This window comes from Streptomyces sp. SID3212, from assembly GCF_009865405.1.
Taxonomy (GTDB): Bacteria; Actinomycetota; Actinomycetes; order Streptomycetales; family Streptomycetaceae; genus Streptomyces.
The window spans coordinates 23,949-36,781 of record NZ_WWJY01000484.1 but is presented as its reverse complement, the minus strand read 5'-3'; the positions used below and the strand labels follow the sequence as shown (position 1 = coordinate 36,781).

Annotated in this window: 12 protein-coding genes; 8 read left to right on the top strand and 4 right to left on the bottom strand. The window is 67.8% G+C overall.

What is annotated here, in order from left to right; all coding sequences use genetic code 11:
* A partial coding sequence (locus GT042_RS14680; RefSeq protein WP_161309153.1) for a hypothetical protein occupies positions 1-362 on the bottom strand: 362 nt, incomplete at its 3' end.
* A 228-nt stretch (positions 363-590) separates the two neighbouring features.
* Here GT042_RS14680 and GT042_RS38175 point away from each other — a divergent pair.
* Positions 591-1,427, top strand: a complete 837-nt coding sequence (locus GT042_RS38175; protein WP_202532769.1) for a hypothetical protein — start codon at positions 591-593, stop codon at positions 1,425-1,427.
* Between the two features lie 4 nt (positions 1,428-1,431).
* Positions 1,432-2,118: an RES family NAD+ phosphorylase gene (locus GT042_RS14675; RefSeq protein ID WP_161309152.1), complete on the top strand. Its 687-nt coding sequence runs from the start codon at positions 1,432-1,434 to the stop codon at positions 2,116-2,118.
* A gap of 101 nt (positions 2,119-2,219) precedes the next feature.
* Here the strand turns inward: GT042_RS14675 and GT042_RS14670 are convergent, their stop codons facing one another.
* Positions 2,220-3,722 carry an amidase family protein gene (locus GT042_RS14670; RefSeq protein WP_345943775.1) on the bottom strand — a complete coding sequence of 501 codons (1,503 nt, stop codon included), beginning with the start codon at positions 3,720-3,722 and terminating at the stop codon, positions 2,220-2,222.
* Positions 3,723-4,272: 550 nt separating this feature from the next.
* Between GT042_RS14670 and GT042_RS14665 the strand changes: the two genes are divergently transcribed.
* The 6 genes from GT042_RS14665 (at position 4,273) to GT042_RS14640 (ending at position 9,828) form a co-directional block, all read left to right on the top strand.
* Positions 4,273-5,499 carry a damage-control phosphatase ARMT1 family protein gene (locus tag GT042_RS14665; RefSeq protein WP_161309151.1) on the top strand — a complete coding sequence of 409 codons (1,227 nt, stop codon included), beginning with the start codon at positions 4,273-4,275 and terminating at the stop codon, positions 5,497-5,499.
* An 857-nt stretch (positions 5,500-6,356) separates the two neighbouring features.
* Positions 6,357-6,815 carry a hypothetical protein gene (locus GT042_RS14660; RefSeq protein WP_161309150.1) on the top strand — a complete coding sequence of 153 codons (459 nt, stop codon included), beginning with the start codon at positions 6,357-6,359 and terminating at the stop codon, positions 6,813-6,815.
* A 224-nt stretch (positions 6,816-7,039) separates the two neighbouring features.
* The gene (locus GT042_RS14655; protein ID WP_161309149.1) at positions 7,040-7,552 is read left to right on the top strand and encodes a hypothetical protein; all 513 of its coding nucleotides are present in this window, start codon (positions 7,040-7,042) and stop codon (positions 7,550-7,552) included.
* Between the two features lie 177 nt (positions 7,553-7,729).
* Positions 7,730-8,782: a hypothetical protein gene (locus GT042_RS14650; RefSeq protein WP_161309148.1), complete on the top strand. Its 1,053-nt coding sequence runs from the start codon at positions 7,730-7,732 to the stop codon at positions 8,780-8,782.
* A 37-nt stretch (positions 8,783-8,819) separates the two neighbouring features.
* Positions 8,820-9,245 (top strand): hypothetical protein, encoded by a 426-nt coding sequence (locus tag GT042_RS14645; protein WP_161309147.1) that lies wholly within the window; start codon positions 8,820-8,822, stop codon positions 9,243-9,245.
* Between the two features lie 160 nt (positions 9,246-9,405).
* Positions 9,406-9,828: a hypothetical protein gene (locus tag GT042_RS14640; RefSeq protein ID WP_161309146.1), complete on the top strand. Its 423-nt coding sequence runs from the start codon at positions 9,406-9,408 to the stop codon at positions 9,826-9,828.
* A 244-nt stretch (positions 9,829-10,072) separates the two neighbouring features.
* Here GT042_RS14640 and GT042_RS14635 read toward each other — a convergent pair whose 3' ends face one another.
* Together GT042_RS14635 and GT042_RS14630 are read right to left on the bottom strand one after the other, a co-directional pair.
* Positions 10,073-10,798, bottom strand: a complete 726-nt coding sequence (locus tag GT042_RS14635; protein WP_161309145.1) for a PaeR7I family type II restriction endonuclease — start codon at positions 10,796-10,798, stop codon at positions 10,073-10,075.
* Between the two features lie 11 nt (positions 10,799-10,809).
* A complete protein-coding gene (locus GT042_RS14630) occupies positions 10,810-12,486 on the bottom strand; it encodes an Eco57I restriction-modification methylase domain-containing protein (protein WP_161309144.1) in 1,677 nt (558 codons plus the stop codon).
* Between the last annotated feature and the right edge of the window lie 347 nt (positions 12,487-12,833).

Sequence of the window (12,833 nt, the reverse complement as noted above, 5' to 3'; positions counted from 1 at the left end):
CGCCCGTCCTCGCGCCCCTCCCCGCGCCCGTCCTCGCTCCCGTCCCCTCGCCCGTCCTCGCTCCCGGCCGGCGGCAGGGTCCAGACCGCGGCGGCGGCCTGGCTGAGTTCGGCCTCCGCCTGCTGGTTGATCCGGCGGGCCGAGTCCAGAGCCATGCTCAGTTCGGTGGAGTCGGCGGAAGCGGACACGGTGACGACGTGCACGTCGACCCTGGCCGTACGGTACGCGCGGCGCAGGGCCTTGGCCTGTCCGCGCAGATGGCGTGAGCGGGCGGTCTCCTGCGCGAACTGGGCGCGTAACTCCCGGCGCCGTTCGGCCTCGATGTCGACATAGGACCACTCGTATCCTGCGGAGTTGCTCATCTGACCCTCCCCCAGGGCCGCGGTTCAACCGCACAGGAGAGTGTGTCGTCGTCGGTGCCGGGGCCGGCCGCGGACCTGACCGGCGGCGCAGACGGCGTGCGCGACTCCCTCGGGCGGTGTCAAATGCCCATGATGCAGCACCGGGCCCGCGACGCGAACCCGATTCTCCGATCTCAACGCGGCCTTCTTCCGGCGCTGTTAGGGTCCTGACGCGAAAGGGGGTGCGACGTGTCCTTCCTGGCGGACGCCGTCGAGGCGATCCACGCCCACTGGGCGGAAATCTCCGGGCTGCTGGACGCGTCCGCGCGCGAAGAGCTTCTGGAGATCCTGGCGGACGCCGAGTCGAACCCGGAGGCCGCCGCCGACGAACTGCGCGAGCTGATCAAGCCGTTCACGCCGCCGGGGCACGCCGTGCGACAGGCGCTGACCCCGTCCGGGGTGCGGTTCCGGCCGTCGGCGCCACAGCCGGACTCCGACGCGCTGCTCGCCTCACTACAGGCGCTGCGCACGGCGGTCGACGCCGCACCTTTGGTCGGGACGCCGCACGAGGCTGCCTCCCCGATCCGCCCCGACCGGGCAGCTCCGTCGTACGGCCCCGATCCGGTGGCTCCGTCGTCCCGCCCCGACGCGGTAGTTCCGTCGTACGGCCCCGACCCAGCGGCCCCGTCGTACGGCCCCGATCCGGCGGCCCCGTCGTACGACTCCGACCCGGCGGCCCCGCCGTACCGCCCCGACCCCGACGACGCCTGGCTCCTCGCCGAACCCGCCCTGCCCGCCGCCTCACTGGACCTTGCCCCGGAGCAGGCCCACGACCTGATCCTGTTGACCGACGGTGACGAGGTGGCGCGGGTCCCCGCGTTCCAGCTCGACCCGGAGTCCGGGACGCCGTACCCGGTCGTGGTCGAGATCAACCGGCTGCTGTCGGCCGACGTGGACCCCTGGGGCGCCGCCGACTGGTGGCTGGGTCCCAACGTGTGGCTGGACGCCGCGCCCGCGCGGCTCCTGGGCACCGGAGTGGACCACGCTCTGCTGTCCGCCGCGCGAGCCGAGATCCCGGAGTGGTGAGCACGTGCCTGATCAGATGATCCCCGCCCCGGCCGTCCGGGCGAAGCCGCATCGCCGTGACCTGCCGGCCGGTACGGAGCTGTGGCGCGTGCACAGCGCGCACCGGGCGTCGACGGATTTCAAGCCCGTACCCGCCGATCTGCACTGGGGCGGCGGGCGGTTCTGCGACATCCGGGACGAGTTGAGCACCGGCCCGCGCCCCTACCTGTACGCCGGGCTGTCGCCGCTGACCGCCGTGTGCGAGACCCTGGCCCGTGACCTGCGGACACGGCCGGACGGCCGGCGGCGCGTCACCCAGCCGCGGATACGGGACATGGTGCTGTCCAAGGTCGTCGCGGCCACCGACCTGCCCCTGGTCGACCTGACGGACAACGCTCATCTGGCCGCGGTCCACCAGGACATCTGGCTCGTGCAGGCCCCGGCCCCGGACTACCCGCGCACCCGCCGCTGGGGTTCCTGGATCCGCGGCCAGGCCGACTGGTCCGTGGGCATCGGCTGGCCGTCGCGCCAGGACTCCGGCGTGGTGTCCGGCGAGGTCTGCGTCCTGTACGAACGCGAGGACGGCCCGGCCCTGCTCAAGCCGTCGTCGGAACCCGCGCTGGCGCTGAACACCCCCGCGGGCCGGGACTACCTGAACAACCTCCTCGCACCGCTGCGCATCCGGGTCGAACATCCCCGCCGACGCGCGTGACCTCGGGTCCCTCGGGGCCGGGCCCGCCGGCGTCCGGCCGGCGGACCCTCCGCGACGTGAGTGCCGGGGATGCCGCGGATCCCCGCTGAACCGGCGGGCCGTCAGGGCGCGCAGGAGTCCCCGGAGTCCCCGAGGCCGGTGAGAGCCGTGCAGCGGTACGGAGCCGGATTGATCACCGTCGGCGGCCGGCGCAGCTTGGTGGCCTGCTCGTAGTCATGGGCGTAGCCGACGAGCGTGGGCTCGCTCCACGCCTGGCCGAGGAACGAGATGCTGAACGGCCGCCTGTTGGCGGCCTGGTAGCCGGCCGGGACGCTGATCGACGGATAGCCCGCCTTCGCGCCGATGCCCGCGCTCCCGCTGTTGGCGAAGAGCAGCGCCGTCAGGCTGTTGTCCTTCATGACGGCGTCGATACGGTCCTTGCTGTCGGCCAGATCCTGGGCCCGGCTCGCCTTGTAGGCGGCCGTGTCGGCGCTGTCGGGGCCGAGATCCTTGGCCTCGGAGTTGAGCGCGTTGACCTGTCCGAACTTCAGCGCCGCACCCGCGTGTGCGGTGTTGTACGCGATGATGTCGGCGAGGTTCTTCATGGGGGCGTTCTTCGGCAGCCGCGCCAGATACGCGTTCAGGTCGCGCTTGAACTCGTACGACAGCACCGTCGAGGAGCGCCCCGAGGTGTCGAGGGCGACATCGACGAGCGTCGCGCCCTGCGCGGTGAGCGCGGCGACGGCCGCGTCCCAGAGGGCCCGGTTGTCGGTCCCCGCAGCCGGCACCTGACTGGCGACGACGCCGATACGGGCCCCGCGCAGCGCGGTGGTCGACAGATCCTTGCCGAAGTCGTGCCCGACGAGCGGGTTGGAGGCGGTGGCGGGATCCGCCGGATCCTTGCCGTCGAGCGCGGTGAGCGTGGCCGCGGCGTCGGCGACCGTACGGGTGAGCGGGCCGGCCGTGTCCTGGCTGGCGGCGATCGGCACGATGCCCGTACGGCTGACCAGTCCCACGGTCGGCTTGATGCCCACGACGGAGTTGGAGTACGCGGGACTGAGGATGGATCCGGAGGTCTCGGTCCCGACGGTGACGGCGGCGAACCCGATCGAGGCCGCGACACCGGAACCGGCGCTGGATCCGCTCGGAGTCTGGCTCGCGTCGTAGGCGTTGAGCACCTGCCCGCCGAGCGAGCTGTAACCACCGGGCATCCCGCTGGTCAGATAGTTGGCGAACTCGGTCAGGTTGGCCTTGCCGAGGATGACCGCGCCGGCTCTGCGGAACTGCGCGACGATCGGCGCGTCCTTGGCCGGGTACGAGTCGGCGAGCGCCACCGAACCGGCGGTGGTCGGCATCCCCGCGACATCGATGTTGTCCTTGACGATGACGGGTATGCCGAGCAGCGGACTGTGCGGCCCTTTCCCACGCCGCGCCCTGTCGGCGGCGGCTGCTTCCTTCATCGCGTCGGGGTTGACGGAACGTACGGCGTTGAGCGCGGGCCCCCGCGAGTTGAGGTCCCGTATGCGGTCCAGATAGGCCTTGGTGAGCCCGGCGCTGGAGATCTTGCCGGAGCCGAGCAGCCCGCCCAACTGCGCCACGGTCGCCGTTTCGAGATCGACGGCCACCGGTCTCCCCGAGGGACGCCCGGTCGCACCGGCTCTGGACGTCGTCACCGACGCCGTACCGGCAACCATCAACACAGCCACGGCAAGGGCGACGCCGTGCCGCCGGCCGAACCGTTCACGAGCCGAGAGGTACTTCTTCACCGCAAGCTCCCATCGAGGCACGAATCTCTGGCCCCAGCATGAAAACGGCGATCCGCGTCCACCACGTATCCCCCCGATCTCGATCAAGTTGCCATCCCCGCACGCACATCCGGCGCCCCGGCCAACGGGGACGTGACGGCACCCGACAACACGAAGTCCGGGGCGTGGCCCTCGGCCCCTCCACCCTGGAGCCGTGGCGACGCCCCACTGAAACCTGTGCCCAGGACAAGGGAAGGGAAGGAAGGCCAGGGGGTCGGCCTCGACAGTCGGCCGGAGAGTGGGCCCAGGCTGTCACCATGGACGGACCGGGCAACCGAGTGGCGGTCGGGGCGGGAACCGGCGACATCGCGGTACGGCTTCAGCGGACAGACCGGTTCATTTCCCACGTCAACCGAAGGGCTCGGACCCCATGAGAGAGAAGACCTCCCGCGCCTCGGCCGAAGAGGCGCCTCACACCACCCCGCCGGCCGTCGCGTCGAATGCTCCGGTCATCCTGAGCAACGAGGCCGGTTCGTTCGCCCGGAGTGTGCTGGCCGAGCGCCACCCCGCTCTCATCCAGCAGGTGCGGGACGCCTTCCCGTACGGCCCGCGCCAACACGAGGCACTCGACGTCTTGCTGGAGGAGATCACCAACGGTGTCGTCCAACCGCTTCCTCCCACGGAACACGACCACGACCGCTGGGCGGCCTGGGGGCAGGAGGACTTCGGCCGTTCCTGGTACGACGCTCCGTTCCTGTGGGCGGAGAGTTACTTCTACCGCAGACTCCTCGGCGCCGTCGGCTACTTCGGCACCGGCCCATGGCAGGGAGTCGACCCGTTCGCGCCGTTCAAGAAGGCCGAACTGCGAGGCGACACGGTCGAAGAGGAACTGCGCGCCCTGGACGCGCTCACGAACGTGCCGGCCGGGGAGCGGGCCACGGCCCTGCTCCACGCCTCACTCTGGGGCAACCGCGCGGACCTCGGCTTCCGCGTCACGGCGACGGAGCCGGAGGCCGCAGCCGCCGCCCCCGCGCTGGTCGCCGACGACAGCGACCTCCTGTGGCAGCTTCTGCCGGTCGGAGCCGGCTCGACGGTCGCCGTGGTGGCGGACAACGCGGGCCGAGAACTGCTCCCCGACCTGATCCTCATCGACCACCTCCTCGAAGAGCGGCACGCCGAACGGGTCGTGCTTCACGTCAAGCCCTACCCGTACTACGTCTCCGACGCGATGACATCGGACGTCGTCGACTGCCTCCGCCGCCTCACCGGCGCCCCCGGTGAAGCCGGCAGGGTCGGCGGCCGCCTGTGGGAGGCCATGGCGACAGGCCGCCTGGACGTCCGTACCCACTCGTTCTTCTGCGCCCCGCTGCCGTACGAGGAGATGCCCGAGGACCTGAGGAAGGAGTTCGAGGCCGTCACGCTGACGATCCTGAAGGGCGACCTCAACCACCGCCGCCTAGTGGGCGACCGGATGTGGCACGCCACGACACCGTTCGCGGACCGCACGGCGTACTTCCCGGGGCCGGTCGCGACACTCCGAACCCTGAAGTCCGACGTGGTCGTGGGCCTGGACCAGAAAACGCTGAAGTCCCTCGAACAATCCAGCACACCCTGGCGCACAACCGGCACCCACGCCCTGATCCTGGTCCGGCAGTAGCCCCCCGCCCCAACCCAAACTGAGCCAGGAACAACACGCCCCGGAAGGCAGGCGTGATCGTCGTCCCTACGACGTATTGCCCGGTGAGAGCAATGGCGGAGGATACGAGATTCGAACTCGTGAGGGGTCGCGCCCAAAGTGTTCATCCGGGGGTCCAAGGTCGTCCGCCACCGTCCTGACCTGCGGTTGCATGCCTCGATTGTCAGGGAGCGGACGGTGCTGAACGGGTATGAGTGCAACCCGAACTGCAACTCTCCGGCGAACCCCGGGACCGAGATTCTGGCTGGTAGCGGAGGCACCTACGATGCTGACCAGCCCTCGGCAAAGATGGCGACGCTGACCGATGGCCGCAGGGGAGGAGGTGCGGGGTCTCGAGCTCCCGCTGATACAGGGCGCGACATCGGAATCAGCGCCGTTGCCAACATGCTGATGGATTACTCCCTCTACAGGGACGAAGCGCCGCAGGACATGGACCGGTCAGCGAATGCCTGCGTACCAGTTCGTCTTTCGGATCCGATAGCGGTATCCGACCCACTCTTGAGCGAGCCGTTTGCCCGCTGTGAGCAGGCCCACGGTGTCCGCCCGATGTGCGGCCTCCGCCGCATCGGCCGGAGCCTCCTTCGTGGCACGGGGTCGCCCCAGGCCCAGTAGCGCTTCGTACAGTACTGCGGTGGGCTGCACGCCGGGCAGGCCGAGTTACGACGCCGTGTGGGAGGCCTTAAGCGGGATGCGTACGCCGCTGTGGTCCAGGTCGCCGAAGTAGCGGATACGCCGCCGCTACCAGCACATGACCGGCCCCCGTTCTGCAGCAGACGGCCGCCAAGATCGGAGCCCTACTTTGGGCCGCGCCTGTAGAGGTGGCGGCGAAGGCGGGCTCCCGGGCCGCCCTGCGCTCTGGATCTGCCTCGGTCGACACAGCGGTCTACCTGTCGACTTCGGCGGACGAGCCTGGCTTCGTTTCTCGCGAGCACGCGGAGCGGGTGGTTACCCAGTGGGGTGAGGACCGGCCCGGTCAAGCAACTCAGGTCGAGGAGATGGAGCGGAAACAGGGGGAGGTCGAGACGGGAGGCAGTGCCCAGGTCATCCGCCATGAGATCCCAGACCGCCGGATGGTGCACCACACCCATGCCCTGTTCCTGGCCGGACTTGAACGGCTCAACGTCGGAAGACCTGCCCGATGGTCGACGTGGGCGTTGGACTTCGAGTCCGATCTGTACACGGACCTGCCGGTGCGCTGGCACAATTCGCGTCGGCCGCGCCAGGGGATCGAAGCCCACGTGCGTGGCACGGATGAGGACGCGGTCTCGGCGGCCTAGTGGAGGCGTGCGCTCAGGCGATGGACCGGGCGCAGAATCCCGCCACGTACGGCGACGGGCAGAGTTAGCCTCGGGATGTCACGAGGTGGGCCGTCCAAAGCGTGACCAAAAAACGCGATAAGCACTTCGTGTCTGAACATTAAGGTGCACATCCAGGGGATCAACTACCGGGCCCGCAGCGCGGAAGAACGCGCTGCGAAGAAAAGCAATGGAGGCCCCACGGCATGAAGTACAAGAACGAAGCTGACATCATGCGCGCGCTTGGAATCGACACCTGGAGGCATCTCTCCAAGGAGAAGACGGTCAGGTTCGCGGCCATGATGCCTGACATGGACACCGAAGTGGCCGTGAAGATCATCGAACAGTTCCCCGAGTTCAGGAAGTTCGCCACGGATGCCTTCGGAGCCGTAGAGAAGGCCCACGAGGCCACTCTCGCGGACGGCAGGCATAGCCTGGATCAGGTCTACCAGGCCCTCCGGGAGAACCGGGTGATCTTCGAGCGAGAACTCCACAGGGGCGACCTGACTTGGGAGCAGAAGGAGCACCTCCTCGAACTCATCCAGGAAACGGCAAGACTTGCTTCTCAGAAGGACACTGAGCACAAGCACCACGTGGACGGTCTACTGAAGAAGGTCATGGTCGGTGTCGGTTCCGGGCTCGCTCTGGCTGTGGTCTTCGTCGGGGGCCGGATCCTGACCGAGGGCAAGGAAGAACCCGATGAATCTGGGGAGTCGTGAGACCTGGCGGCGCCGGTCCTTGATCCCGGTGACCGTCTCATCGACCGGGCCACGCTGGGCTGTGACTCCCGCTAAGAGCGGGGGCGTTGTCAGTGGCGTGTGTCAGGCTCGGAGCACGGTACACACCCGTGCCGGCTGTCTATCCACGCACCGCACCCCCGCCCGCAAGGAACGGTCATGGCACATCTGCACAATCAGTTCGACGACCTGCTCACTCTGATCAACGTAGATCCCGACGTCCTCGCGGCGACGCGCGAACGTCTGTTGCTGGCACGCAGGTTGGCCGAGCAGCACCCCGAGGGCCGTACGTCGTACAGCTCGGGTTCGATCCCCGTTCGTACCCATATTCAGCCGCACGCGGGAGCCGTCAGCGATGGGGACGGCGGGATCATCCTGGATCGTGTCCAGCACCCAGAGCTTGGTCCTGACGGAGAAGGGGAGGCTCCGCACACCATCACCGACGAACTTGTCGCGTTCATCGGCTCGAAGATCCGCGACCCGGAGCGCACCCCGTTCTACCCCAAGGCGCGGGTGTACACGTCCCGGCGGGGCCTCAAGATTCACTTCGGCGCCCCGGTCAACGGCACAGATGTCACGGTCGATCTCATCGTGGCGCTGCGCCGCCGTGATGGGCGCGGACTGTGGATCCCCGACCTGGAGCAGGCTCCGGGCTCCGCAAAGGCATGGAGTGCCAGCGACCCCCAGGGCCACGTAGAGCTGCTGACGTCCGGCGCCGACGCCCTGCGACGCACCCGGCGCCGCGCCATCCGCATCCTCAAGGCGTGGAATGCTCAGGCCGCGAAGCCGGGCTTTTCCTCACACCAACTCTCCGTTTGGGCTTGCGAGTTCGTCGAGCCGAGAATGGGCCTCGTCAGCGCCGTTCACACGGTGCTGCTGAAGGCCGCCCTGCGCCTTCAGCGCAGCGAGCCGACCAAGGATCCGCGCTCCGTCTCGCCCGACCTCAAGCCGCTGATCCCCGACGCGGATGCCGAGCGACGGCTGCGAGTCGCCGCCGACAGGCTCGCGAAGGCCATTGCCGACCCCGACGACATTGACACGGTGGCGGAGGTCCTGGAGTACCTCTTCCCCAAGACGATGCGTGAACGTGAGCGCGCCTTCTCCGCCGCGTCCTCTCCCCTGAGCACCACTGCCAGCCTCGGTCTCGCGGGTGCGAGCCTGCTCATCCCGAAGACGCGCTCGTGGCGGGAGGACACGGCCGTTGAGGGGTGACGGGCGTCCTCCGCGGCGTCCTTGGTTCGCACGTCCGATGGCCCGCGCCGAGCTGCTCACCGGGATGCGCTCAACGGGGCTCGACGTGCGCGAGGTAGACAAACCTGCCGACTTCGCGTCCGGATTCATTGTCCAGGTCTACCCGCACGTTCGGATCCTGCCCTCACACAGTCTTCGGATCGCCTTCGCCCCCGGCGATCCGGCATTCCCTCGCGTCCACGCGCGCGGACCCGACTGCCCCGCCCACCGCAACCCCGACGGTTCTCTTTGCCTCTGGTACCCGAAGGACGCGCCCTCGCGCCGGTGGTCGCCTCGTGACGGCGGGCGGCTCCTCATCGCGATCATTGTCCGCCATCTGCGCTGGGAGTCTGCCTATCGCGCCACCAGCATCTGGCCGGGCTTCGAAGCACCCCACGGCCACGGTTCGCCGGGCCTCGACGAACAGGACCACATCATTGGTTGACGCGATCAAGGCGTTCGGCCCCTACGCCGCCGTTTTCGCTGCACTCGTAACCGGCCTCATCCTCGGCGTCCAAGCGCGGATCGGCCGTCGCGCCCAGTTGCAAGAGCGGAAGCAGGAATTGTTCGCGAGCGCGTACGAGGCAAGCATTCAGTATGCGGAGATGGCTTACGCCGTACGGCGCCGCCGCGCGGACGCTGCCGCCGACGAGCGGGTCCGCCTGTCGGAGCAGCTGCGGGAGATCCAGTCCAGACTGACCTGGCACGAGGCATGGGTCCGCTTCGAGGCTCCGGAGGTGGGCGCCGCGTACGACGAACTTGTCGCCCGCACCCGGACAGTGGCGGGACAGAGCATGAAGGATGCGTGGCGCTCGCCCCCAGTGGCGGACGACCCGGCGATGGTGATCCCGACTTCGGTCGTGGACCTGCGGGTGCTGGCGGATGTCCGCGAGCGATACATGGCCGCGGTGGAAGCGCACCTTCGCCCCCGGGGTCTCGCCCGCCGCCTCCTCCCGCGCCCGCGCCGCGCCCTGCCGCCTCCTCCCGTGCCCACTCCCCTGCCCGGTACTGGCCCTGGACCCGCGTGATCACCGACGCCGTGGAACGGCTCGCATTCCTACCTAATTCCGGGTAGCCAGCATTTCTCCCCGTTCCACGAGAGTCCGTAGTGGAAGCCGGCGCCACCCGCGACGACACTTGGGCTCCCGATCTGAAAACGGCCAACCGACTCTGGCCGACCGGCACGCAAGATCGAAGTCAGGGGCGCTCGCCTCTGCAAAGACATTCAAATGCGGGACCTCGACACGACCGGTCGGGGCCCGCTCGTCTTTCCTACCCGGGAAGCCCGAGTTCCTTCAGATACGTGAGCCGGGCGTTTATCGCCGCTGAGAAGTGTCGCCAGTCGAGGCTACCCACCAGCTCCGTCGGCTTAGGCTCCTCGGCCGACGATGTGACGTAGCAGGCGGCGTCGTACAACTGCTCCGCCACGAGGCGTTCACAGAAGGTCCCGAAGCGGTCCTGGTAAGAGGTCTCGTGCCAGTGTGAGTCGATGGGCAGTGCGCCCTTCGCGATCCTGACCGGGTTCCGAGACTTCTGGTGGTCTTCCATGATGAAGAAGTAGCCGAGCCAGGGCTTCTCCTTCGGATACAGGTCGGCCAAGACTGCTCGGCGTAGGTCCACAGCGCTGCCAAGCGCCTCCTCGACCCTGTTGTTGTAGTTGTTGCCGAAGGAAGGGCCACCCAACGCCTTGAGCTCGAAGGCCGCGACTAGGACGCCCTCGTGGACGACCACCACATCCCACTGCTTCTGGGGGCGGTAGTAGCCGGGAAGTTCGAGTCCTTGCTTCTTGGTGACCCGGATGCTCTCGGGCGGGTAGCCGGCTTCGAGGAAGAACTTCGACAGGAGGATCGCGATCGCGTCGAAGTGCTTGCCACCACGTACGGATCCAGCTGTACCGGCTCCGACAGCAGCCTTGATCGCAGACTGTTCGCCCTGAAGCTTCCTGGCGTCCCAGTAGGCCGCTATCGCATCCTCGAAGTCCTGGCGGGTGACCGTCAAGATCCGTCCTCCTAGTCAGGCAGTTCGGCAAGTCCGTAGACGCGCAGGGCGGCCTCCGTGGCGGCCCTCACGTCTCGCTTATCGAAAGCTGCCGCCAGGGCTTCTCGGTCGCGCTCGCTAATCGCTTCCGGGTCGGGGACCCGGATCTTTCGGAGGTATTGGGCCTGGAAGCGGAGGGTCCCCCCTCGCATCTTGACCGCGTACGCCTCCACGAATGCTTCCGCGACCTTGGAGAGCAGCAGACCACCCAGCACGCGCATGTCCCAGACGTCCGAGACGATGAAGTACAGGTTGTGGTGAGGGTACAGCCCGCCCTCATCGAGTACCGGATGGATCGTCAGCTTCATGTCCGGGAACAGCAGTTTGGGCCGCCGGGCCAGTGTGAAATCGACCTTGTCGATGGTCTTGTACCAGCGGTGCGGCTGCTTGACCGCCACATAGCGCTTGCGCAACGCGGCTTCGTGATCGTAGAGATACTTTGCGAGCCGGGGATATGCGGCGAGATCGACTAGATCGCCCCTCGCACACCAGGGGTTGACCAGGTAGGTGCCGCTCCAGTTGAGCGCGCCGCTCGTGGTGTCGCGGACCATGGCCATAGGCAGCAGCCGGTCATCCTCGATCAACTTTTCGTCGCTGGTGAGGAAGACCTTGTCCGCGCCGGTGGCGACGCCAATGCCAACCCTGGTGCCGGTGCCGTTGTTCTCGAGAAGTTGGAAGCGCTCTGTCAGCTCTTCGAGCACGGCCAGCCGGGCGGGAGAGGCGCTCGGCCACGAGTCCTCGTCCGGGAACCAGTGCGGCATGCGAGCGGCCTGGAAGGCTTCCGTCGCGACCGTTTCAGTCTGATCACTCGTGTACCAGCGGGCGAAGTTGGTGGCTTGGGGAGTGTCGAAGGCTTGCGTGGTGTCCGCGGCTACTGCGGTGCCCTGGCCTCGATTGCTGATGAGCGTGATGGCCGGGTAGGCGGAAACCTGGTCGTCGAACGCGTCGACATCATGCATGACCAGGGCCAAGTCCATGCTGAAGCTCTTGGTCACCAGTCGCCTCAGCCGCCGACCGTACTGGTTGCGCATCCAGCGGTCCGCGCAGATGAAGCCCAGATGTCCTCCTGGCCGGAGGCTTCGGAGAGCGACTTCGAAGAAGCCGACGTAGATGTCTGCGCGACCGCCCATGGTGGTGCACGCGTGGCGGTAGACCGCCATCCTGTCCGCTGGGACGTCCTCCAGACGGATGTAGGGCGGGTTGCCGACCACGTAGTCCGCGTGCTGGATTGCCTCGGGCTGGAGCAGGTAGTCCCCCCGCTCGATCCAGGACTCTGCTACCGACTGGGCTTCTGCTGGGTCCCAGCCGTCGTCGACCAGGTGCTTCTCGACTACTTCGCGGCTCCTGTGGACGTTCCGTTCCAGCAGGTCGAGCGCACGTACAGCCCCGCGTGCATCACCGATGGGGCGGTTGTACTTGCGGCAGGAAGCGCTGATCCGCGAGGCCACCGCTCCCAGAAACGCTCCCGAGCCGCAGGCCGGCTCAACAAGCTTCAAGTCGCAGAGGACCTTGTCCGAGGTGTAGCCCACGAGGTCGAGGATCAGGTCGACGACCCAGCGCCGCGTGAACACCTCGCCGTGCTCCACGGCCTCCTCAGGGACCGAGGGGAGGGGGTGGAGGGTGGTGTCGAAGAACAGGGGAGTGGCCACGTCTCGACACTACTAGGGAGGATTTCGGCCACGAGAGTTATCCACAGGGGCGGTCGCGCTCAACGGAGTGATCTGTTCCGTCTGCGGAGCATCGGGCGCGTGGGTCTGATGAGGTCGACAGCCATATCGTTATCGTGGCCAAGGAGAGCACGCTCTGGTTCGTCGACGTGAAGACGCTTGCGACTTAAGTAGTGTGCGGGCCAGCGACCGAGCTGACGTGTCACCTTGGGGTAACTGAGACGCAACGTCGATGGCCCCCGCTGCGAGCAGCGGGGGCCATCGACGTATTGCCCGGTGAGAGCAATGGCGGAGGATACGAGATTCGAACTCGTGAGGGGTTGCCCCCA